Consider the following 24,402-nt stretch of genomic DNA (forward strand, 5'->3'; position numbering starts at 1 on the left):
AGGATTAGGGATTCTTTGCAATTCACCCTCAATCCCTCTCCTTCGCCCGTACCTCATCCACAATCCACTGCTGCTATATACTTTCTGGCTGTGTCATTCCACAGCTCTATTTCCCGGCTCCAGCTTATGACGCACCGCGATCCTCTCCCGCCGGACCTCCATCTGGATCTCCCCCTGCAGATCGGTCCGGTATACAGCTGTGCTGCTATCAGCCAGACGCTTCAACACATCACCATTCGGATGCCCATACAGATTATTGACACCTGCCGAAATTACGGCTGCGCCCGGGCTCCAGAATTCCAGCCAGTCTGCACCTGTTGCGGTTTTGCTGCCGTGATGGGCCACTTTCAGTACATCGATAGGTGCGCTGCTGCTGATTCCAGCCTGCATTCCCTCCAGCAGGATGGCCTCCTCCGCCGCTTTATCCATATCTCCCGTAAAAAGAAAACTCCGGCCGTTCATCTCCAGCCGGAAGGCTACCGACTTGTGATTCTGGTCCTCCACTGCCGGGAGCTCAGCCTCCCCGGCCTTATGCGGGTCAGGCCACAGGAACATCAGCTCCGTCTTATCGTCCGGAGTAAGCGCCTGTCCCTGCTGCACCGGATACAGCCGGACACCTGCGGCGAGCGCTGTGTTCATCAGCTTGCTGTAGGTATCCCCCTTGGCGAGCGTTCCATTGAACAACAGCGCCGACACGGGCATCCCCTCCAGGACTGCCTGAAGTCCTCCGGCGTGGTCCTGGTCGCCATGGGTCAGAATGATCGCGTCCAGCCGGTGAATGCCCCGCTGCTTCAATAGTGGCAGCAGGGTTTTAGCCCCAACCTCAAATGGACTGCGGCGGGCGCGCCACTCTTCCTTTTTGCCAAAGCTGACCGTGCCGCCGCCATCAACCAGAAGATGGGCTCCGCCGGGGGTGGTAATCAGAATACTGTCACCCTGCCCTACATCCAGGTAGCTGATGGCTCCGGCACCTCCAAGCTGTTCCGAGTGATACCCCCTGTACAGCAGCAGCGCTAATCCAACTGCACATAAGAGAGCTGACAGTCCGCTCCAGCCCATGGACTCCGGCATCTGGAAGGGGTTAGGCTGCAGGCTTTCCCCGGCTCCGCCCCATATCCCGGCAGCCCAGACTCTTTTCCCTCTGCCGTCTTGAGGTTGATCCGGCTCCGTCAACGGTTTGGTCTCATCCTCCATGACCTGCGGTGCCAGCCGGGCCTCGGCACGCCGCTTCATGGCATAGAGTATTCCATAGAGCAGCCCATAATACATCCCCATCCACAGCAAGGAAGGAGAACCCCAGATCAATACTCCCCCGGAAAAGCCGTTTGTCCACTCCACCGCGCGGAATGTAGCATCGTTCATCAGTTCCGCAGCATGTGCAATCACACCTGCAGCAGCCTCCCATAACCGGCCAAGCAGCAGCGCCAACGTCCCCAGCGGCAGCACCAGGAAGGTAATAAAGGGAACGAGTACCAGATTAGCGGCAAAGGAAAGCAGTGAGAACTGGTTGAAATAGTATATGGTCAGCGGAAAGGACACAAGCTGCGCAATCAGCGTGACTGAGACGGCACCGCCCAGCCAGCGGGGCAGCCTGCACAGCAGCGGGTTCACCAGGGGAACATACACCATGAGTCCAGCCGTCACCAGAAAAGACAGCTGAAAGCTTACGCTGAGCAGCAGATACGGATTCCAGACCAGCATCATCAGCGCTGCGGCTGCGAGGATATTCATTCCGTCCTTCAGCATGCCAAACCGCGCAGCGAGCAGAGCAATCATACTCATTATTCCCGCCCGTACAATGGACGGCCCGGCACCGGACAGCAGCACATAGACAGGTACCAGTAATATTGTCACAGTTAATGCTGTTTCTCTGGTCAAGCGGAGGCGTTGAAGCAAAAATAAAATCACACCGACAACCACCGCCACATGCATCCCGGAGATCGCCAGAATATGCGTCAGCCCCAGCTGTGAGAACTGCTTGAATGTTTCTTCATCTAAATCGTCCGGTATCCCCAGGACAAGCCCCTTCATATACCCCGCATGCGGCTCATGAAATAAACGGTCCATCTCGGCTCCAAGCGCGGTCCGCACCCCATCATTCCAGCGCAGAAGGCTGGAGGGACCCCAGGAATCCGGCGGAACCGCTTGTACGCTTGCCGTCCCCTCCCCCTTAAGCAGCCAGTGAATTCTCTGCGTCCGCAGATATGCACGATAATCAAACCCGCCGAAGTTCCGCGCTTCTCCCGGCTGCTTCAGTTCACCCTGAACGGCCACCCGGTCTCCCCTTTTCCACCCGCCGGCAACAGCGATTTCCGACTCAACCTGGAGCGTGATTTGTACAGCGATGAGTTCGCCCGCAACTTCTTCCTGGCCCAGCTCCATTTGCTGACCGGGATCATCGGCTTGCGTACCCGCATCTTGCTGCTGGCCCTCTCCTGTTTTCCGGGTATCCTTCAGCTTCCCGGCACTTCCCCGCTTATTCTCCTCTGCGCCAGTTGCAGACATTGCCGAATCCGCGCCCGTCCCGCCCAGCCCCATCCGCGACAGCTTCACAGTAAAATCCACCCGGTCCCCGTCCCGCTCCACAGGAGAGACGATTTGCCCTTCTACAGTTACATAGGTTTCGTTCAGCTCTGCCATGGATTGCCCGAGTACCAGCGGGAGCAGACTGGCATTTCTTCCTTCGTTCCATTCCCAGTACAGGGTGGCAGCAAAGAGTGACAGCCCCAGCACAACTGAGATTTTCCAGCCGCTTCTCCCGCGGACAGCACAGATTGCAAGCAGCAGCAGACAACCCGCTGTATAAATCAGCAGCTTATATCCGGAGAACAGACAGCCTGCAGCACTCCCGATGACCCAGCACACCGTAAAGCTTAACAGTGGCCTTTTTTTCATGCATAACCCTCCTTATTACATTTGAAATATATGAGTTGAACCGGTGAATGATAGCTTGGGAACGAAATGAAGCTCATAAGGAACCATAGTTAGTGGAAAAAGTAAATCTAATTCGCAGAAATCCTGGCTGCAGAAGGTTTTAGTGGAATTTGTACACCTAATTCATGCCTAATCATCCCATACAGCCACTTTTAGCCGGATTAGTGGTATCTTTTCCCACATTAGCTATTCCATCAGCGGAATGAACTGAATTAGTGGTACTTTTTCCACTATGAAATGACTGCTCTGTTCAATCCATATAGCCGCCGTAAGCTGCGCAGCATTCCGTTTCCGTTCCACTAAACTCCACCCATCCCACTCCTGATGCTTATAAGCTGAAGTGCGGATACAGTAAAAAGAACCCCTGCATACGCAAAAGTTGCGTCCGCAGAGGTTCTTCCCCTAAAAGCTTGAAGCTTATTCTTTCGGCTAGTGTCGCCTGCTGCTATTCCGATACGGTAATCATCGTTTCCTTCGGTGGTTCATAGTTCTCCAACTGACGGAAAACAATGCCTTTGGAGGCCAGCATGGCCTCCACTTTCTCCATGTCCTTGCGGTAAGGACGCAGATAGACGATCTCGACAATCCCGCTGTTGGCCAGCATATTGGCGCAGGTCCAGCAGGGTTCATCGGTGACATAGACGGTGCTGCCCTCGCGGTCGCTCCGGTCCGTGAACAGCAGCAGATTCTGCTCGGCGTGAATGGTGCGGATGCAGCGCTGCTTCTTCACCATCGTCTCCACACCGTTAACGACTTCGCGTTCATACTGCTCCGAAACCATACATCCCGCCTCGGAACAATCCGGCACGCCCATAGGTGCGCCATTATACGCCGTGCCCAGCAGCTTTTTGCCCTGTACGAGGACCGCACCAACATGGCGGCGGGGGCAGCGCGAGCGTGTGGAGACCATGCAGGCAATATCCATGAAATAAGTATCCCAATTCTTCCGGTAAGCTACAGTCATCAGCAATCTCCACTTTCTCTTCAATAGTTGTTCATTATTGTAGCATACTGCAGCAAGCTTTCACTAGGACATCCGATACGAAAAAAAACTGGCGGTAAACCTGCTTATGACGCTAATCCATTAGCATCCCCACATATAAATAGCTACCCTCCGGGTGCTGTTCCGTCCAGCTTAAAAACTCACCAGCGGCTCCAGCTTCTCCAGCATCTTCGGCCCGATCCCCTTCACCTCGCCCAAATCCGACAAGCTGCGAAAAGCCCCATTGCTGCTGCGGTAATCTATAATGGCCTGCGCCTTCTTCCCGCCAATGCCCGGGAGATTCATCAGCGCCGCAGCATCCGCTGTGTTGACGTTGATTCTGCCTTTTACAGACGCCTGGCTAGCGGGAGCTGAGTTAGCGGAAGCTGTGCTAATAGGAGCTAGGTTAGAGGAAGCTGTGCTACCGGGGACGGTTGCTGTAACGTCTCTGGCCCCCGCAGTGGGTGGTGCCGCATTCCCCGCTGCGGTTGCCACTGCTTCGCCACCCCCGGCGGCCCCGGCAGCGTTTCCGTTCACAGTCCCGCCCGCAGACCCTGCCTCTGCTGCTCCGGATGATCGTTTCAAATCGGCTCCTGCCTCCCCCGCGCCATTTGGAGCCTCCTTGTCCACGGCAGCTTCTTTCGGGTTCCTTGCCTTCCCCCCTTCACCCCCGGCGGATACTGCTGTATCCGGCTTGTCCGCCACCCCCAGCGCCTGAGCCATACTGACGTTCAATGACTCCCAGCCAGCAATTCCGTTATTCTCCTCCCGGTCGGCCGCCCAGATCAATCCGCCTCCGAGCAGTGCAGCAGCCAGCACAGAAGCTATCCTTCTTACGTTCATGAACCTGTCCTCCTATAACATACTGGAATTTTATACAAACATATGATTGAAACCTGTCATTTGTCCAAGACCCTAGCGCATACATTTAACGAAGAGTATTCCTGCAAGGCTACAGCCATACCAAGAAAGGAGGGTACCCTAGATGAAGGTGGGATTTATCGGAACAGGCAGCATGGGCAGTCTGCTCATTGACGCCTTTCTGTCTTCGGGTGCGCTTGAGCCATGTGATGTGCTGGCCAGCAACCGCAGCCCGAACAGGCTTCTGCAGCTTCAACAGCACCATCCTGGCATTTCCATCGGCAGCAACCGGGAAACTGCACAAGGAAGCGATATTGTCTTCATCTGTGTAAAACCACTGGAATTCAAAACGCTTACGGATGAAATCGCATCTTCCTTACGCAGCGAGCAGATTGTCGTTTCTATCACCAGCCCTGTAATGCTCTACCATCTGGAATCCACTCTGCCATCCAAAATAGCCAAAGTCATTCCCAGTATCACCCACCGTGTCAAAAGCGGGACTTCGCTTTGCATATTTGGCAGCAGGCTTAATAAAAAAGACAGGCTTTTGCTGCAGCGGCTGCTGTCTTTCATAGGCGTTCCACTGGAAATTCAGGAGAAGCATACCCGGATTGCCTCTGATTTCTCCAGCTGCGGTCCCGCATTCATCAGCTATTTCATCGAGCGGTGGATAGAAGCCGCAGTAGAAGCTACGGGCATTGATCAAGAGCTGATCACCCGGCTGGCCGGTGAAATGCTGCTGGGCACAGGCAAACTGCTGACCCAAGGAGAATTGACTCCCCAGGAGCTTCAGGAGCGTGTCGCCGTCCGCGGCGGCATTACAGCGGAAGCGCTGGGCCATTTGCGTACCAGTCTGGAGGGGGTTTTTGAACGGCTGATCCTCACAACACATGATAAATATGATGAGGATGTCGAGAAGCTAAACGCATTATTCGGCTGTCATGACATCGTTCAGGCTCCGCTGGACCGCTAAAAATCCACCTAAAAAGGGGGGGGATGAAGTACAACGCCCTAAACCAAGAAAGCCCGCAGCACGGATGACTCCGTTGCTGCGGGCAAAAATGCGTTCTTCGCTTAACCCACTACAATATTGACCAGCTTGCCGGGAACCGCAATAATTTTGCGTACGGTTTTGCCCTCTACAGCTGACTTCACATTCGGAAGCGACAGCGCATGGTTCTGCATATCCTCCTGACCCATGTCCTGCGGGATCAGCGCGCGCTGTACGATTTTTCCGTTCACCTGAACAACGATTTCCACTTCAGCATCCACTGTCCATGCTTCATCATAAACCGGCCAAGCCACATAGCTGATACTGCCTTCATGACCCAGCAGCTGCCACAGTTCCTCCGCAATATGCGGTGCGAGCGGCGACAGCATCTGCACGAAATGCTCTGCCGCTTCGGTGGACAAGGTCTCCTGCTTATATGCATCATTGATGAAGATCATCAGCTGGCTGATCGCCGTATTGAAGCGAAGCTGCTCGAAGTCCTCAGTAACCTTCTTAAGCGTCTTGTGCCAGGTCCGTTTGAACTCGTCGGTGCCGCCGCCTGGGGTAATCTTTGCGCTGATGCTGCCGTCCTCATTTACGAACAGGCGCCATACGCGGGAGAGGAAGCGGTGAATGCCTTCGACACCTTTTTCATTCCATGGTTTCGTTGCTTCCAATGGCCCCATGAACATCTCATAGACACGCAGCGTATCCGCGCCATAAGCTTCCACAATTTCGTCCGGGTTAATGACATTGCCGCGCGATTTACTCATCTTCTCATTGTTATTGCCCAGGATCATGCCCTGGTTCACCAGCTTGTGGAACGGCTCCTTCGTATCCACGACACCGATATCATACAGCACCTTGTGCCAGAAACGGGCATAGAGCAAATGCAATACCGCATGCTCAGCTCCGCCGATGTACAGATCAACAGGCAGCCATTCTTTCTGCAGCTCCGGCGAACACAGCTCCTTATCGTTCCGGGGATCAATATAACGCAGGTAATACCAGCAGCTGCCGGCCCATTGCGGCATAGTATTCGTCTCGCGGCGGGCTTTCATGCCGGTTTCCGGATCAATCGTTTCAACCCACTCCGTCACATTGGCCAGCGGGGATTCTCCCGTGCCTGAAGGCCGGATCGAATCTACTTCCGGCAGCAGCAGCGGAAGCTGATCTACAGGGACCGTCTTCATCGTGCCGTCTTCCAGGTGCAGAATCGGAATCGGCTCGCCCCAGTAGCGCTGGCGGCTGAACAGCCAGTCACGCAGGCGGTAGGTTACTTTGCCTTTGCCGCTGCCCTTTTCTTCGAGCCAGGTTATCATCTTCGCAATGGCCTTTTTGTTGTCCAGACCATTCAGGAAATCAGAATTCACATGCGGGCCGTCGCCGCTGTAGGCTTCCTCCTCAACATTGCCGCCCTGCACCACTTCAAGAATATTCAGGCCAAACTGCTTGGCGAATTCCCAGTCGCGGGAATCATGTCCCGGCACCGCCATAATAGCTCCCGTTCCATAACCGGCAAGTACATAATCCGCGATCCAGACCGGCACCTGAGCGCCGTTCACCGGATTAACCGCGTAGGCACCTGTGAAGACACCGGATTTCTCCTTGGCCAGATCCGTACGCTCAAGGTCACTCTTGCGTGAAGCCTTATCGCGGTATTCTGCCACTGCCGCCTTCTGCTCTTCAGTAGTGATGAGATCTACCAGCTTATGCTCGGGTGCCAGCACACAGTAGCTTGCGCCGAACAAGGTATCTGGGCGGGTAGTGAATACCTCCAGGCTGGCATCATGGCCTTCAATCGCAAAAATCACTTCAGCACCGGTTGATTTGCCGATCCAGTTGCGCTGCATATCCTTGATGCTTTCTTCCCAGTCCAGCTCTTCCAGATCCTCCAGCAGGCGTTCCGCATATTCTGTAATTTTCAGAATCCACTGGCGCATGGGTCTGCGGACCACGGGGTGGCCGCCGCGCTCGCTTTTGCCGTCGATAACCTCTTCATTCGCCAGCACCGTCCCCAGGGCTTCACACCAGTTGACCGACACCTCTGCCACATAAGCCAGTCCCCGGTTGTACAGCTGAATAAAAATCCACTGTGTCCATTTGTAGTACTCCGGATCGGTTGTGCTGATCTCGCGGTCCCAGTCATAAGAGAAGCCCAGCGATTTGATCTGTCGGCGGAAATTATCGATGTTCTTAAAAGTAATCTCGCGCGGATGCTGTCCGGTATCCATTGCATATTGCTCAGCCGGAAGTCCGAAGGCATCCCAGCCCATCGGGTGCAGCACGTTATAGCCGCGCATACGCTTGTAGCGGGAAACGATATCCGTTGCCGTGTAGCCTTCCGGGTGGCCTACATGCAGCCCTGCGCCCGAAGGATACGGGAACATATCCAGTGCATAAAATTTCGGTTTGCCTGCATCTTCACCTGTCTTAAAAGTTTTGTTCTCATCCCAGAACTTCTGCCATTTAGGCTCGATGGTTTGGGCGCGGTAGCCTGAGGCTGTGCTTGTTGTATTGTTGTCGCTCATCTTATGCTCCTCCTTGGAGTGTTGCTTACTTAGTTAAACCTGCTGCTTACATTAAAAAAGCAGGTTGTATTCGTCGCTCACAGAAATTTTGGGCTTCCGCCCGCTAATATCCTCTGATTTCTGATCTCATGCTAAGCGGTAGAAATCCGAGCATAGTGTATGCTTCCGATGCGAGCTTTCCTGCGGAAAGCTTTCAGACGGTCACTACGCTGCTCCAGCTCCAAAATTTCTTTTCGTTCCTCTTCCTTGCAAAATTCTAATGCAGAGCTGTTCCGTTTGCCTGCCGGCCAGCAAAGTCCAAGAATCAGCTCAGGACTCGCTGTTCCGCTGGGCAATGTCTGTCTTCAACCTTCCCAGGCAGACCATGCGATATCAGCCCCGGCAGGGGCAGGGCCTGGTCCAAACCTGCCTCTTCCGCTTCAACAACGGCTTTTCTGCTGGTGTTTCCGGACGATCCGCCTAGCCAGCCTCACAATTCACCCAGCTGGGCAGGCAGTAACTAATTCAATTGGAAAAAGTAAACTTAAATCCCTCCATCCCGCTTCCCCACTAATGATAAGTGGAAAAAGGACAACTAATTTGCCCCATTCGCACGCTTACCATGAATTTGATGATTTTAAGTTTACTTTTTCCCACTATTCCCTTTTTTAGGGGTTTTTTGTTTCATTTAAATGTACTAATTCCACTTCACCTTCCCTAGCTCTCCCACAATAGGAAACCTCAGTTTCCAATTAAATAAGGGGTACGCCTTCCTCCAAAACATATAAATTCTTGCAAAAAAACCTCCCATCCCTAGCGTATGATCGCTAGGGACGAGAGGTTTGAATTCCCGTGGTACCACCCTAGTTAGCGGCTGGATATGCTTTACCTGCCACTCACTTTGACACCCTGTAACGGGGGTGAGACGACGACGGTTCACACGCTGGCTTCTGCAGCAGCATCTGCCCTGCGAAACCTGCGGCTATCGCCGTTACTCGGAGGTGAGTTCATTCTTCTCCGTTAACCGGCTCGCACCTTGCGCCGGCTCTCTGCAATAACGGTCTCACGAATTAATGCTCCTCTTCAACGCACTATTATTAAATCAATAATATTCACCACATTATATACAAAAGAAGCACGTACAGTCAATGATTTCCCCGTATTCCCCCGTTTACACCGGCTTTCGCTTAATATAATAAGCCATGATGTGCTGAATTACGACTTTTCCGGCCGCAAAACAGGGCACAGCGAGGATCAGCCCAATCATTCCTGCCACCTCACCGCCTACCAGCAGCGCAAAAATAATCAGCAGCGGATGCAGATGCAGCCTGCGTCCCACCACCTGCGGCGAAATGACATTGCTCTCCAGCATCTGGCACAGGGTGTTTACGACGGCAACCAGCAGCACCAGGCGCAGAGATAAGGTGGTAGCCATCACAATCGCGGGTGCCGCCCCCAGAAACGGTCCCATATACGGAACGATATTGAACACCGCTACCACACAGGCGAACAGCAGTGCATAAGGCATACCGATGATCGCATAGCCGATGTAGGCCAGTACCCCGATGATGATGCAGACCAGAAACTGTCCGCGGATATAGTTGCCCAGTGCGTCATCGATATCCCTCAGCATCTTGACAATCGATTTACGGCGCGAGCGCGGCAGACAGGAGACCACGGTCCGTTCGAAGACATCAAAATCCTTCAAAATATAGAACACCAGAAAAGGCACGATAAAGGCGTCAAATAGCACGCCAATAGTCGAACCAATGTTATCGAGAAAATGGGATATCCCTCCGGCAAGGCGGTTTTCCAATTGAAAAAACCAGTTGGTCATGCCCATCTCAACTCCGGGTGGAATCAGCCTGGTATTCATTTTTCGCATCAGACCCTGGGCATGCAGCGTCATCTCCGGCAAATGCTCGTTCAATTCTTCAAGCTGCTCGATGAACATCGGAATCAGATTGATGACAATAACTGCCAAAGAGGTCAGGAATACGGCATAGATCAGCAGCACGGCCACACTGCGCGGCATTTTGCGTCCGGCAAGCATGCTCACCACCGGGTTCAGCACATACGAAATGATCATAGCTGCCAGAAACGGCGCAAGGATGGCTTTTAGAAACTGGAAGACACCCTGCAGCATTGGACGGAGCAGCCATACGAAATATAAAATGATCAGGGCGAGCAGGACGCCGATCATCCAGCGGAACCATTTACTGTGGGGCCATTGCTCCATGAGTATACACTCCCTAGCGGTAATTCTGGACTGGCTTTGTAGATAAGTATATGTATGCCCGCAGCAAAATAACCGCCGTTTTGGGTACCCTCATGTTTTTTCACGCAAAAAACGCCCAAAATTCTCAGCAGCATGCTGCTGCAAGGAACTTAGGGCGCATTAGGCAATATGTAATTCTGTTCCTGAGCAGTGGTCACTGACTTCAGGAGGATGCATGGATCTGCGGATAATCCTGGGCAATCTCTTCCCCGGAGAACAGATCATCAAGCGAGCTGAGTGTACCGTCTTCTTCCACCTGATACACCGACATTTTCTCGCCGTTGACCGTCAGTTCGATGAAGCAGCCCCAGCAATAGAACTGGTGGGAACCAATCTTGCCGATATCCTTGGAGTTGCAGTTTGGACACTTCATACAATACATTCCACCTATCCGTTAACAATATTAATGGCTTTTTGAAGCCGTTCTTCGCTCATCGCGGGAACCAGCACCGAATTCTCCCCAATGGACATTCCTTCAGAACAAGGCAGCCATTTGCGGCCTTCGATCAAATCAGTTACTAACCCGTCACTGATTTCCAGCGCTACTATTGTGTTTCCCAACTTCTGGTCAAAATAAACATCGGATACCCGGCCAAGTATCGTTCCAGATGCCGTAAGCACCTGAAGATCCTTTAATTTATTTTTCCCCAGAAGAAATGTATAGGGTATATGGTCAGTGTCGGCCTTTACAATCGACTCTTTACTGCGGATCATGACAGCATCCTCGCCATAAGCGACAATATCTTCCCATGCCACAACTTTCACATGACTGGAGAAAAAAGTTTTGCCTTCCAGTTCAATACCCGTAATATTCCAATTTGAATCCAGTAATATGTCGACAATTTTGCCGATTTCGTTACCTTCTTCAACCTCGTATACAGCCAAGCCGATCATTTCTTGAAGTTTCATGGCTGTTAATGTCCCCTCACTTTGAGTGTACTTACGGTTTCCCTTACAGTTGAAGAACACTCAAACCCAAAGACGGCAACATGGCTGCAAAATAGCCTAGTCTTACTTACGCAGCCGTTTCAGGATGGTTTCAACTTTTTGGGCCACGTACTCCATTTCTTCATTAGTATTACCCAAACCTGTGCTGAAACGAATCGCGGAATTCAAAAGTTCATCCGGAAGTTTCATCGCCTGCAGCACATGCGAGATTTCCAGGGAGCCTGAGGTGCAGGCCGAACCGCTGGCGGCAGCAATCCCCTCCATATCCAGATTCATCAACAGCACATCGGTGCCCGCTCCAGGAAAGCTCAGATTTAGAATCCCCGGCAAAAACTCCTGCTTGTCCCCGTTGATAACATAGCTCTCGCGGCCGATCCGGCGGTCCAGTTCCTGCAGAAGCACTGTCCTCAGCATTAAAGCCTTCTCCCGCCGCTGCTCCAGACCCGTAACCGCAAGCTCTACGGCCTTGGCAAATCCGGCAGCACCTGCAAGGCTTTCCGTCCCTGCCCGTCTTCCGCGCTCCTGCAGTCCGCCATGCTGCCTTGGCTGCAAGGGAGCCCCGCGCCGGACATAGAGACCGCCTATCCCTTGGGGGCCATTGATTTTGTGAGCGGTGAAGCTCATATAATCCACAGGAAGCTCGCGAAGAGTAATAGGCAGCATGCCAAGGACCTGTACAGCATCCACATGGAACAAGATGCCGCGCGCTGCGGCTAATCTGCCAATCTCTTCTATAGGTTCTACAGTTCCTACTTCATTATTCGCGAACATTACACTGATCAGCACCGTATCTTCCCGCAGAGCCGCTTCCACATCGGCAGCGGATACACGTCCTTCCGTATTGACCGGCAGATAAGTAACAGAAAAGCCCTGCTTCTCCAGCGCTTCGCAGGTGTGCAGGACCGCATGATGCTCTACAGCTGTCGTAATGATATGTTTCCCTTTATGGGCCGAAGCTGCCGCCGCACCAAAAAGCGCGAGATTATCGCTTTCGGTACCGCCGCTGGTGAACACCCATTCATCTGGCGCACAGCCCAAAAAGCCCGCAATAGTGTCGCGCGCGCCATTGATAATCTTTTTGGCAGAACGCCCGTATGTATGCACACTGGACGCATTGCCAAACTGCTCAAGCAGCATATTGTACATGACCTTTGCCACCTCCGGATGCACCGGGGTCGAGGCGGCATGGTCCAAATAGATCGGTTTCATGACGATGGTTCTCCGCTTCTTCTTTATTCAGGATTTTCATACAGGACTACTCGATTATAACGCTGAACCCGATCTTTTACCACCTGTCAATAAACACAATATTGTAACAAGTAGCCAGGGGCTGCCGGGAGCAATATCCTTAATAACTGTTGTGAACATACGGATATCCTGAAGCAGCCCTTTGGTGCGTATCCGGGCCGCCTATTTATCCAGAACTCCCAGTTGCGCCAATCTGGCAGGGAGCTGTTCTTCCGAAATCACCTCAATGCCGTTTCGTCTGAGCAGCGCAGAGGTCACACCCTGACCCGGAATTTTCTGCCCCGCAAATGCGCCATTGTAGATCATGGAACTGCCGCAGGAAGGGCTGTTTTCTTTGAGAACCACGATCGCCGCTCCTGCGTTCCGTGCCTGCTCCAGTGCTTTATAGGCTCCTTCGATATACATTTGGGAGACATCGTTTCCCAGCCGGTCCATCACCTTCGCCGTTCCGTCAAGCACAGCTCCCCCGTCTCCGCCTACAATTTCCGCCGGCTCTCTCGGGGTAGAGAACCCGCCAAGAAGCTCGGGGCATACCGCTACCGCCAGGTTATTATCCAGCAGCTTGTGAATGGTCTCATCCAGACAATCCGTACTATTGTACCTTACTTTCATGCCTGCCAGGCAGGAGCTTACGATAATCATGGAATTCATCTCCTTCGCATTTATTCCGTTACTTCATTTATAATAGAACATTATAACCTTCAGAGACACAAGGAGGGGACTGCAAAATGTGCGGAAGATATACCATTACCGTAAACATGGAAGAATTGATGCTGCGGTATTTAATTGAGGACACCACGATTGTCCATTATGCGCCGAAATACAACGCGGCCCCGATGCAGTCTATTCCGGCGGTCATCCATGACGGCAAACAGAACAGGCTCGGAGAGCTGCGCTGGGGGCTTGTGCCCGCCTGGGCCAAAGAGGATAAGAACGGCAGCAAAATGATCAATGCACGCGGAGAATCGCTTCAGGACAAGCCTGCCTTCAAAAACTTGATCAGCTCGCGCCGTTGCATCATCCCGGCAGACGGTTTCTATGAATGGAAACAGCAGAACGGGAGAAAGCAGCCGATGCGGATTACACTGAAGAGCAGAGAGCTATTTTCGCTGGCCGGCCTGTACGACATATGGATGGATGCCAGCGGCAAGAAGCTCAGCACCTGCACCATTATCACTACCGAGTCTAACAGTCTGATGGCGGACATCCATGACCGGATGCCGGTTATTCTCAGCCGCGAAGCAGAATCGGAGTGGCTTGACCGCAATAATCGTCAGGTCCCGGACCTTCTGAAACTGCTGCGGCCCTATGCCGCAGAGCAGATGCGCGCGTATCCCGTGTCGGCGGCGGTAGGCAATGTACGCAATGACTATAAGGAATTAGTTAACGAGGCGGAAGAAAGCGCAGGCTAGAAAATGGACATTTTCAATGATCAATGGTTCTTACCTGTATGGACAAATGAACAAGCGTAGCAATGTGTCATGCATATATTAACCTAAGTCCAATAAAGGGGAGCTGAAGAAAATGTCATTTTGTCCAAATTGCCCGACCCAAACTGTTGTAGACCCGCCTGAGACAGTTTATGAAAACTACTACCATCCTCAGATTGTTCAAGTGATTCACCCGGTTGAAATCATAAGACAACATCATTGTGTGCCAGTTCCTCAACACTGTTATGAGTACACTGTTAAAGATGTAATGTGTCATGTGTCGGGAATTAAAAAACGTAAAAAAAGAAAATAGTCACTGCTTATTGCTTCCTTCATGAGCCTTCGTTAATTCGGAGGCTTTTTCTTTAATCCCAAAATCTTTGAAATATAGGCATACGCCGTGTTCACTATAGGCTGAAGTCCATATACTGTGTCGAGATATTATTTGAGGAGGCTATCCATGGATACAAATTATCAACAACTCGCCTGGAACTGCATAAATAAGTATGTTGGCATGACTACTACTGATGGTCAGAATTTTGACGGGTTCATTGCTCATGTTGACCAGGATTACGTTACGCTGGCTGTACCTTCAAATGAAATGATTGGTCAAATGAACGGGATGCCTGCCAATGCATCTACTTACAGACAATTTGGATACTATCCGGGTTTCTATCCACGCCGCCGCTTTTATCCGAGACGTATACCCTTTGGCGCCATTGCCGCTTTGTACTTGCTTCCATTTTTCATTTGATGAGGGAGGGGGTCAATCCAGCCTGAAAAGTTTATCCTGAAGCAATAACAATCCCTAACCTCTGCTCGAAAAAAACAGGTCCTCCCCAATTTTTTGGGGGAAGGACCTGTTGAACTTCACGCCACATGTACTAGAAATTTCAAAGAGGCTATTCATACGATGAAAAATCAATTTCGATCCCTCCTGAACTAATTGCCCCCCTGCCCCAGTTCACTGTTTCTACTAGTCTGAAATATTGACCATTGGAATATTATAGAATATTATGTAGATCAATTGGCGCAGGAAATGTTTCGGTTAGCGACTCTTCGCTACAACCATCAGCGACATTCAAACCGTAAGCTGGACAACGAGAAAACACCTGAAAAACCGCTCTACTTCTACATCCTATATTCGCATCTGATACGTTCAAGCGTCTGCGAGGAGCATAGGGACTACAAGTCGGCACTGAAATTCGTTGCCCTCTACATGGGTGGTAGCTCGATACAAGAAGACGATGAAGTAAGCAAGCGGACTTTAGCTCAATTCCATGAGTGGGGTACCGCGAACTCTTTACTCTATCAATTATTGTCAGGGCAGCAGGAAGTACTACCTGAATATGTAGAATACATCGCTCCCAAAAGTAATGAGATATTTGTAGCTTTATATCATATAACCATAGCGGCAAACCGCTACGTTTGGAATATAGATCACATTCTGGAGAGGTTTGACGCCTATATCCCCTATCGAACAAATCTTACGGAGTTTGGCATTATCCACAACCAACAAATCATAGCCAATCAATATACCAGATTTCTCGCTGAATTGGCATCCTATTATTTACATAACAAGCGCAAGGAAGGGATTAACTTCATCCTGCAAAAGTTTGGAGTCATCTGCCAGAATCAATAACGAAGGTACGGTCATCAAATGTGTCGATCTGTTTGGGCAGCATCGGCACCAAGCAGATGAAAAAGAGAAAGAACAATACAAACTTCAAATTGGAGAGTACCTGTAGGTACTATTGACTCTATAGTAAACAGTCAAATGTTAATTCAAATCATGGGCCACGGCATAGGTAATGGCTAAACCTTATCATGAATCAATAGATTGATGCCAAGCGTTTCCCTTGCCCTTTGTCTTCACCGAAGTACACGGACCAACCAACCGACGTTCCCGGTATATCGGGAACGTTGTTCTATGTAATAAGAAAAGTAACGGCCCTCATGTGTCACCACGCAGGCCGTTTAACTTATTCAGGTTCGATCGGTCATAAGACACGATCTAAAGTCACTGAGCAAATATATCTTCATGTTGCTAAGCGTGTGGGTAACTCAAGTCCCCCAAACCGCCGCAAGCCCTTGTCCCTCAAGGGTTCCCGACAATCCCTCTAAATATAGAACATGTAATTATCCGCATGAGTCTCTTCCTTAAAGTTGATCAGGTCAGATAATGTGGTGGAATCCAGGACATCGGCGATGCTGTCGCGGATGCGCAGCCAGAGGTCGCGCTTCGCCGGATCATCCTCTTCGGTGAAATCCACAGGCGAAATTGGCCCTTCCAGCACGCGGATGATGTCTCCGGCGGTAATAGTACCGGCTTCACGCGATAAAATATAGCCGCCGTATGCTCCGCGGATACTCTTCACCAGTCCTGCATTGCGCAGCGGGGCGATCAGCTGCTCCAGGTAATGCTCGGACAGCCCGTTTTTCTCGGCAATACTCTTAAGTGATGTGGGACCTTCGCCAAATTTTAGGGCGAGCTCCATCATAATGGTTAATCCATAGCGTCCTTTTGTAGAAATTTTCAAAGGTGCACCTCTTTCGGTTTAGTTGCTGGTGTTAGTAAAGCATATCGTTGGATTGACATGAGGAATGTCATATCAACGTATTCCGATGTTTGCTCTCAGCTTATGTTATCATATCCTTGGGCACATTTGGAGCGCAAACTGTAACTTTTTGCAAGAATGTTCGCCAGTGGTGGACAAATTGTCAAACTTTCCGCCTGATCCGCTACAATTTGCTTCTGCTGTATGCAGTGAGGGGTAGACAGGTATGTTATAATACACAATGAGCCGGGTGTTCTGCAAGGATACCGGTATTTTTTGCATAGAAAATGGTGATTTCGATGACAAAGGCAAATCAGGATACACGTGTCGTTGTCGGCATGTCGGGAGGAGTCGATTCCTCTGTTACGGCGCTACTGCTTAAGCAGCAAGGCTATGACGTCATCGGCATCTTCATGAAGAACTGGGACGATACCGACGAGTTCGGCGTGTGCACAGCCGAGACCGACGCCGAGGATGTCCGCCGCGTATGCGAGCAGATTGATATTCCTTACTATACCGTTAATTTCGAGAAGGAATACTTTGATAAAGTCTTTTCCTATTTCCTCGATGAATATAAGGCCGGACGGACACCTAATCCGGATGTCATGTGCAACCGTGAGATCAAGTTCGGGGAATTCCTGAATAAGGCGCTGCAGCTTGGCGCAGATTATGTTGCTACCGGCCACTATGCAAGGGTTATCGAAGAAGACGGTGTCTTCAAGCTGCTGCGCGGAGTGGACAGCAATAAAGATCAGACCTATTTCCTCAATGCGCTGAATCAGTACCAGCTCTCCAAAGCGATGTTCCCGATCGGACATCTGCCGAAGCCTGAAGTGCGCCGGATCGCCGAAGAAGCCGGACTGTATACTGCCAAGAAAAAGGACAGCACCGGCGTCTGCTTCATCGGCGAGCGCAATTTCCGCGAATTCCTCAGCCAATACCTGCCGGCCCAATCCGGCGACATGGTAGATATCGCCACCGGCGAAGTCAAAGGACGGCATGAAGGCCTAATGTATTATACACTGGGTCAGCGCCAGGGCCTTGGCATCGGCGGCTCCGGCACCGGTGAGCCTTGGTTTGTGGCCGAAAAAGATCTGAACCGCAACATTCTCTATGTGGTTCAAGGCGACAAGCATCCAAGTCTGTACTCCACCAGTCTGACCGCCTCGGGCGTGAACTGGATTGAAGAAGGCCAGCTTGGGGCTGCCCCGCTGAAATGCACCGCGAAGTTCCGCTACCGCCAGCCGGATCAGGGCGTGACCTTGACTGCGCAGGAAGACGGAATGGTTCACGTCGCCTTCGATGCCCCGCAAAAGGCGATTACCCCAGGTCAGGCTGTAGTATTCTATCTGGACGAACAATGCCTGGGCGGCGGAACCATCGAGGCTGCCGAGAAAGTCGTCCCGCTGCCGCAGCTGTAAAAAATTCATTATACAGCATCCTTACGGTATAGAATAAACCAAAGAACCTTTAAACCCACAGGAGCAGTGGAGTCAAAGGTTCTTTTTTTTGCTTAGAGAGGTAGGATCTCTTAGTTTGAACCTGTATCAGACTTCCCGCTGAGTTTAAGGCTGGAGCCCTCATACCAGCACGCCATTCAAATACAAGGGCACCCGGCTCCAGTCGGTGTAGGCGGTTTTGGCTGGATCGTAAGAATAATCCCCTGTCTCATTGTAATTGCTCCAGTCCGTTTTGTTGATGCGCAGCTGGATCTCTCCGGTATTCGCACCTGGTGACAGGCTGCCTGCTGCCGGGCTGAATGAAATTTCCACGTAATAATCCGCTCCTGCGGCAGCAGGAACGAGCTTCACGAAGCTGCCCAGCACATTGCCGCTGCCCACTGTGGCATAATCCACATTGAACTGCTGCGCTTTGTCCCCGTCAACGGTGTAATAATAACGGAGCTTGAGCTTGCTGAGTTCTACCGCCGTGGCTCCATTATTAACAATCCGCAGCACTGGACGCAGCTGGGAGTCGCCGGGATCCGTATCCGTTGTGCGGTATTGAACCACTAAATCCCCCACAGCCGGTGTAGGCACCGCTGTTGGCTTGGCTGAGACTTCCGGTGAATCCGGGCTGGTCCCTGCTTTGTTGGCGGCACTTACGACATAATAGTAGGTCGTGTTATTGACCACGCTGGTGTCACTGTAGGTGGCCTGCGTGACATTCCCTAATGCAGTGTATGGCCCGCCGCTGGTTGTTGCCCGTTTAACTGTATAGCTGTCTGCACCTTTTACCTTATTCCAGCTTAGCGCAACGGCCTTATCTCCGGCGGTGGCGGCTGGTTTGGAAGGCGCTTTTGGGGCAACGGGTTCTTCGGTGCCGGTGTTGATCAGACGGTCATATTCAGCATATGCTGTTGCCATATCCACCTGCGACCAGAAACGGTGATAGGTAAATTCAGGTGCTCCCTTGTCCCAGGTTTGGGTGGCTTGGTTATATGAGCTGTTGTATTTTCCTTGCAGATCACTCCACTTCGGATCATTTTTGATCTTCGGGAGCACATCGGTATAACTTGCGTACACTCCGTTGCCGCCTTTTGCTGGATCTGAAGGCACCGTCGCGCTGCCCGGGATGGCATTCCCTTGACCGAAGGTGCCGGTCCAGCCTGCCGGGAAATACATTTCTTTGGTGAAATAGCGGGAATAATCCGCACGTTTCTCTACTGTGGTGATACCCACCCCGTCATTATAGCCCCATGCCGTATCCAGCAGTGATTTCGCCAGCTGCGAGGCCGTTCCGCCAAGCGCAGTGTAGCTGCCGTGCTCTGCCTTGTTCCCTGCAGCAAAGAACGTGAGCGCTTTAATATAGCTGCCCAGCACGCCTGTATCCTGGCCCGGATTCTTGGTAACAGCCTTCAGATTGCTGTTGCCGCTGAACGAACTGAAGCCGGTCCACGTATTAGGCTGTCCCTGCCACTCCACGTTGCCTGGAATCCAGAACTCGCCGGGTGCGGATACCGTTGCCACTTCGGGATCATCTCCGCCCAGAATCCGTTGTCCTTGCTTGTTCAGATAATAGCCTTCGGCGTCCGCAAGCGGACGGCTCCCGGCAAAGGCATAATCGGTGGACCAGTCCATCCAGTTCTCGATCACACGTTTGGCCATTTGGAAATTAGCCGAGGTGGTATCGCCGCCCGATGCCAGAATGTAATACAGCTCAGCTACCCGCTCCACACTCCATGCCTGCATGCCGAACCAGTTGTTGGACGGAGGATCACTGTAGACAGGAGCTTCATCGTAGGCCATGCCATAGAACGTGCTTGTACCGGCTGGATAAGCGCTGTATGACCCGTTATAGCTGTTCGTCGCTCCGCCTGCTATAGCGCCTTCGGAGGATTGCAGCCAGTTGTAGAATTCCAGCTGGCGGGTTAAGGATTTACTCCAATCCTGTCCGGCTGTTGCCGAAGCCGGAACCAGACCGCCGGCCGGATCAGAAAGAGCATAGGCTGTGACTACGTTCTGGTAGCCTTGATGCGCATGGCTGGTGCCGATTCTCCAGGCCCAGTTCCCGCTTGCCCCCAGTCCCCCGCCCCACGCGGTATACCAGGCCAGCAGATAATGGCTGGCATCCTTGCCCGTTCCGGCTTCCGGTGTGCCGTCTGCGGCACTGCCTATCTTTTGGAAATATTTATCATACATGCCGTACCGCAGATAATCGCCCATTTTCTTGGCTTTGTTCAGATATACAGTATTGTTGTAGCCAAGCTCCTTGGCCCAGTACATAGCTTGTACAGCACGCGCGTCAGCATCGGTAGCATCCGTATACCGCCACTGTGCCGCAGGGGCATTGCTTTCTTTGGTGAACAGGCTCATGAAGCCTTCATTGGTTTTGCCGAATGATTTGTCATCCTGTGAAGGATGCGGTACAGCCTCCCAGACTGATTCCTGGGTGCCCCGCTGGAAAGTATTCACGTAAGCAGCCGTATGCGCAGGATTGAGCAGGTTCCCGAAACCGTACCAGTTGTCGACGTCCACCAGCCAGTGCATCAGATAGGTCTGGTTGTTGCCGTAAGCGGACTTCAGCTCGGCATCCAGCGGGTCTTTTCCGGGACTGTATTTGCCGTTCAGCGGGCTCGGATACTGATCCGGCTGTCCGAACTCGGAGGCATAAGTCGCCGGACTGTTCGGGTTGTAATAGCTCATTGTCGGCTGCTCCTGCACACCGTCCCCTTCATTAACCGGGATAATGTACTTCTCCATGTTGTCCCAGGCGGACTCCAGCTTGCTCCAGTCTCCCGTATGATAGCCATACAGCACTTCCAGCCACATCCAATAGCTGTATGCCTCCGAGGTGGTCATATGTCCATAATTGGGCGCTTCGCTGAGCAGGGTCTCCACCGAATGATACGGAATGCCTTCAGCCGAGAAATAGCCGTTCGCCGGGTCTTTCAGCTGGCTGTACATTTGCAGAAACCTTGTCTGTTCGACTGAAGCGGCCTGTGCCGCTGCGGGTCTGAAATTAAAGATACCAGTTATAAGGGTGAGCGTCAGGACTGCAGCCATGGCTAAGGAAATAGGTTTTTGGATTGAACTTAGCTTCTTCATTTCGGCATGCTTCCTCTCTGGATTAAATTATGGTTCCAAGCCCCAAACCAAGGTTCCCTCACGGTGAAGTGTGACTTTGCCCCAATCTGTAAAAGCCTGCTGAGTTCTGCTGTAGGAATAGTCATTGCTCTCGTTGTAAGACGTCCAATCGGTTTTGTTGATGCGTACCTGGATTTCTCCTGTATCCGCGCCCGGAGCAAGATTTCCGGCACCTGGGGCAAAAGAAATCTCCACATAAGAATCCGCCAGTGCGGCCGGTGCAGCCAGCTTCACAAAGCTTCCGCTCAGATTCCCGCTGCCAAGAACCGCGTAGTCGCAATGAAATTCCTGCGGCTTGTCCCCGTCCACGGTGTAATAGTAACGGAGCTTCAGTCCGCTGAGCGCTACCGCTTCTGTTCCCGTATTCACAATCCGGAACTGGCTGCGGATCTGCGCGTCGCCGGGGCTTGGATCAATGGTGCGGTACTGCACACGCAAATCTCCCTTAGTGGGCGGGGCCGTCTCTTTTGGCCGGGCGCTGGCTTGTGCAGACGCCGTGCTTTCACCCACACTGTTTGAAGCGGTTACAACATAGTAATAGTCCACTCCGTTCACCAGCCCGCTGTCGCTGTAGGTCGTTCCTGTTGCCGTCCCAATGCCGGCATAAGGTCCTCCGCTTACCAGCGAGCGTTTGATAGTGTATCGTGCCGCACCGCTGACAGCATTCCAGGTCAATGAGACACTGGCATTCCCTGCGGCTGCCTGCAGTCCGGTCGGACGGCCCGGCACCTGGGGTTCACCGGGATTGCCGCCGGAAGGCAGTTCCCCATACACCTTAACGCCTGCATCGAACACAGGAATATATGGGTTCTTCACAGGAGAGGATGCACCAGAAGCCACACCCTTGAAGGAGAAGTCATTCGTGTTATCCCAGAAAGCCGTATTCAGCGGAGCACTGATCCGGAACTGAATCTCCTTGCGGTAGGCGGATTGCCCGCCGGGATAAATGGGTGTCCCGGTAAAGTCAATTTTCGTGTAATAAATATGGTTGGCTGCGTCAAAGGGAAGCAGCTGCGAGACCGTGCCACCCTGATTATAGCCTCCCGCTTTGACCGTGATATCCTCCGGCCCGTACCCGGCAGCGGCAGCTTCACTAAGGTCCACATAGTAATTAAAGGACATCTGGCTGCTGGAACGTGCCGGCCAGCCCGAGCGGTTATTGAGCAATGCGCGGACCTCCACGAAATTGCTGCCGCTCGCATTCACAGAAGTCTCGGTGAACATCTCATCCTCACGCGTTTCGGCCGGAGGGAAATTCTCCAGCGGCTGCTGGCCCTGCCCGTGCAAGAGCATCATTTTGGCCAACGCACCCGTAAAGGCTGAATTATAATCGGTTGCAACTTCGTTGGAGACATAATCGTTGATCGTATCCGTATAGCTGTCGGTCTTGGAAGGCCCTCCAACCAGCGCACCATACAGGATATGGCGGTGGTTGACAGGGGTTGTCTGGCTGTCGCTCCAGGAACCATGGGAGGTCCGGTGATGCGGATGCTCCGGCGCATTGCTGCCGAAGCCGATGACATAACTGCTGCTCCGCGGATTATCCCCCAGCATATACGTAATCTGCCGTTCGGCAAATGCCCGGGCCGTATTCTGCTTCACCGGGTCGGTTACCCAATCCGCATAGACAAAAGCCAGAAATGCCTGATTGGCCGCATAGCGCAATGCCCCCCACTGGTCCAAATGCGCAAGTCCCCCAGGGGTATAGGCAACCCTGTCGGTTGTCCCGTTCACTCCGGTTGTCCAAAACTGCATATTCCGTTCAGTGGATTGGATAAATTTGGGATCGCCTGTGATGCGCGACAGCAGCAGTTGGGCACCGTAATGCTTGTCATCCCAGGATTGCGTCCATTGATAACCCCATTGCCCGGACTGATTGGTGCTCCACGAATTGCTGGCGGTTACGGCTTTGTCCAAATAAGTCTGGTCACCGGTCGCCATATACAGCCAGACTCCGCCCCAGCTTAATTCGTCGGCATAGCCGCTCCATGAATTGTAATACTGTTTAACATCCGTGATACTTTCGGAGTATACCCCACGGTACGTATCGGCAAAATTGTATAATTGCTTGGCATGGAGCAGCAGCTTGTCTGCATATGCGGTATCCGAATCCCTGAAAATAATTGCCGCCGATGCCAATGCGGCGGCAGTTTCCGCCGCCAGATCAGAACCGGGATGAGACGCATCAATTTTGTACGATGGGCGCGCCATCGGCATAACCTCTGCGGCTCCCCACCAGTTATGATCGGCCGTTCCGTTGCCAACCTGTCCCCAAAGCTCATTGGGAGCAGTATGCGCTTTCATAAAATAGTCTGTGGCCCAGCGGATATTATCCAGAATCTCATCCAGCTGCCCCGATTGCACATAACCATCTTTGTACTCATATACCGACCAAGCCAGCATCGTCGCCGTGTACGCCATCGGAAATCCGAATTTGACGTGGTCTCCCGCATCATACCAGCCTCCGGTCAGATCATGGCCGGCATCTGCACCATCCTGCAGCCCGGAGTCGCCCCTCCATTCCACACGGTTGTTATCCGGCAAGTCGCCGGACCGTTGGGCTTCATAGAAATAGACAGATTTCTGCAGTGCTTCTGCATAATTGTATCCGCTTCCCTCCGCTTTGCTGACTGACGGGTGAAATGCTGTTCCTGAGATCATTGTGCACGTTAACATTAATGATAAAGATAAAATAAGACCTTGCTTCCGTTTTCTTGGATTCATACAAGCCCAGCTCCCTTCTCCTTCTGGTCTTCCTGCTTCCATTCCAGCTTCATCGACTTCCTCACGCACCGATACCTCCCCAGGTTCCAGGTTTGGACATCTTATGCCGCCAAATCCATCCTCCACCTCCCATAGCGATGTCAGGATAGGCTCATCCCATCTACACATATACCATAAACAGGTAAATAATTCTATATATTTACAACAAGAAATGTTAGAGATTCTGTTTATTTGTAAAATAATTTCCATTTTGATCACATATATAACCCCATCTGTCACTCATTCCACTGAAAAACCGTCCTTCCGCTGGAGGCTATGCTGCCTCACTTCGCAAAAGAACGGTTCATTTCAA

17 protein-coding genes and 1 other annotated feature are annotated in these 24,402 nt (G+C 52.0%); of the genes, 5 read left to right on the plus strand and 12 right to left on the minus strand.

Annotation, left to right across the window (positions count from 1 at the left end; all coding sequences use genetic code 11):
- Positions 1-93: 93 nt before the first annotated feature.
- From PGRAT_RS24050 to PGRAT_RS31845, 3 genes are all read right to left on the minus strand, one after another.
- The gene (locus PGRAT_RS24050; RefSeq protein ID WP_025703961.1) at positions 94-2,895 is read right to left on the minus strand and encodes a ComEC/Rec2 family competence protein; all 2,802 of its coding nucleotides are present in this window, start codon (positions 2,893-2,895) and stop codon (positions 94-96) included.
- 484 nt (positions 2,896-3,379) lie between these two features.
- On the minus strand, positions 3,380-3,898 hold the full coding sequence (locus PGRAT_RS24055) for a deoxycytidylate deaminase (protein ID WP_025703962.1): 519 nt from the start codon (positions 3,896-3,898) through the stop codon (positions 3,380-3,382).
- 171 nt (positions 3,899-4,069) lie between these two features.
- A complete protein-coding gene (locus tag PGRAT_RS31845) occupies positions 4,070-4,759 on the minus strand; it encodes a ComEA family DNA-binding protein (protein ID WP_025703963.1) in 690 nt (229 codons plus the stop codon).
- Positions 4,760-4,901: 142 nt separating this feature from the next.
- On the opposite strand from PGRAT_RS31845, the gene comER reads away from it, so the two are divergent.
- On the plus strand, positions 4,902-5,750 hold the full coding sequence (gene comER / locus PGRAT_RS24065) for a late competence protein ComER (protein WP_025703964.1): 849 nt from the start codon (positions 4,902-4,904) through the stop codon (positions 5,748-5,750).
- 101 nt (positions 5,751-5,851) lie between these two features.
- On the opposite strand, the gene leuS is transcribed toward comER, so the two are convergent.
- The 6 genes from leuS to PGRAT_RS24100 all read right to left on the minus strand — a co-directional run bounded on the left by leuS (position 5,852) and on the right by PGRAT_RS24100 (position 13,394).
- Positions 5,852-8,299 (minus strand): leucine--tRNA ligase, encoded by a 2,448-nt coding sequence (leuS, locus tag PGRAT_RS24070; RefSeq protein ID WP_042267319.1) that lies wholly within the window; start codon positions 8,297-8,299, stop codon positions 5,852-5,854.
- Positions 8,300-9,104: 805 nt separating this feature from the next.
- Positions 9,105-9,374 (minus strand) — a binding site (T-box leader).
- A gap of 75 nt (positions 9,375-9,449) precedes the next feature.
- Complete coding sequence (locus tag PGRAT_RS24080; protein ID WP_025704617.1) at positions 9,450-10,517, minus strand: AI-2E family transporter; 1,068 nt, start codon at positions 10,515-10,517, stop codon at positions 9,450-9,452.
- Between the two features lie 202 nt (positions 10,518-10,719).
- A complete protein-coding gene (locus PGRAT_RS24085; protein ID WP_020428077.1) occupies positions 10,720-10,929 on the minus strand; it encodes a hypothetical protein in 210 nt (69 codons plus the stop codon).
- Positions 10,930-10,943: 14 nt separating this feature from the next.
- Complete coding sequence (locus PGRAT_RS24090) at positions 10,944-11,465, minus strand: PRC-barrel domain-containing protein (protein WP_025704618.1); 522 nt, start codon at positions 11,463-11,465, stop codon at positions 10,944-10,946.
- Between the two features lie 102 nt (positions 11,466-11,567).
- Positions 11,568-12,713: a cysteine desulfurase family protein gene (locus tag PGRAT_RS24095; protein ID WP_025704619.1), complete on the minus strand. Its 1,146-nt coding sequence runs from the start codon at positions 12,711-12,713 to the stop codon at positions 11,568-11,570.
- Between the two features lie 201 nt (positions 12,714-12,914).
- Positions 12,915-13,394 (minus strand): 2-thiouracil desulfurase family protein, encoded by a 480-nt coding sequence (locus tag PGRAT_RS24100; RefSeq protein ID WP_025704620.1) that lies wholly within the window; start codon positions 13,392-13,394, stop codon positions 12,915-12,917.
- A gap of 86 nt (positions 13,395-13,480) precedes the next feature.
- Here PGRAT_RS24100 and PGRAT_RS24105 point away from each other — a divergent pair, with 86 nt between their 5' ends.
- The 3 genes from PGRAT_RS24105 to PGRAT_RS31280 all read left to right on the plus strand — a co-directional run bounded on the left by PGRAT_RS24105 (position 13,481) and on the right by PGRAT_RS31280 (position 15,824).
- The gene (locus tag PGRAT_RS24105) at positions 13,481-14,164 is read left to right on the plus strand and encodes an SOS response-associated peptidase (RefSeq protein WP_042267322.1); all 684 of its coding nucleotides are present in this window, start codon (positions 13,481-13,483) and stop codon (positions 14,162-14,164) included.
- 478 nt (positions 14,165-14,642) lie between these two features.
- Positions 14,643-14,936 (plus strand): hypothetical protein, encoded by a 294-nt coding sequence (locus tag PGRAT_RS24110; protein WP_025705219.1) that lies wholly within the window; start codon positions 14,643-14,645, stop codon positions 14,934-14,936.
- Positions 14,937-15,209: 273 nt separating this feature from the next.
- Positions 15,210-15,824, plus strand: a complete 615-nt coding sequence (locus PGRAT_RS31280; protein WP_238326785.1) for a hypothetical protein — start codon at positions 15,210-15,212, stop codon at positions 15,822-15,824.
- A 478-nt stretch (positions 15,825-16,302) separates the two neighbouring features.
- Here PGRAT_RS31280 and cymR read toward each other — a convergent pair whose 3' ends face one another.
- Positions 16,303-16,722, minus strand: coding sequence for a cysteine metabolism transcriptional regulator CymR (cymR, locus tag PGRAT_RS24120; RefSeq protein ID WP_025705220.1), 420 nt, complete (start codon positions 16,720-16,722; stop codon positions 16,303-16,305).
- Positions 16,723-17,039: 317 nt separating this feature from the next.
- Between cymR and mnmA the strand changes: the two genes are divergently transcribed.
- Positions 17,040-18,161, plus strand: a complete 1,122-nt coding sequence (gene mnmA, locus PGRAT_RS24125) for a tRNA 2-thiouridine(34) synthase MnmA (protein WP_025705221.1) — start codon at positions 17,040-17,042, stop codon at positions 18,159-18,161.
- A 159-nt stretch (positions 18,162-18,320) separates the two neighbouring features.
- On the opposite strand, the gene PGRAT_RS24130 is transcribed toward mnmA, so the two are convergent.
- Entirely contained in the window at positions 18,321-21,287 is a 2,967-nt protein-coding gene (locus tag PGRAT_RS24130; RefSeq protein ID WP_036704584.1) for a glycoside hydrolase family 48 protein, read from the minus strand.
- Positions 21,288-21,314: 27 nt separating this feature from the next.
- A complete protein-coding gene (locus PGRAT_RS24135; protein WP_081954797.1) occupies positions 21,315-24,050 on the minus strand; it encodes a glycoside hydrolase family 9 protein in 2,736 nt (911 codons plus the stop codon).
- Positions 24,051-24,402: the final 352 nt, after the last annotated feature.

The organism is Paenibacillus graminis, from assembly GCF_000758705.1.
Taxonomy (GTDB): Bacteria; Bacillota; Bacilli; order Paenibacillales; family Paenibacillaceae; genus Paenibacillus_AQ; species Paenibacillus_AQ graminis.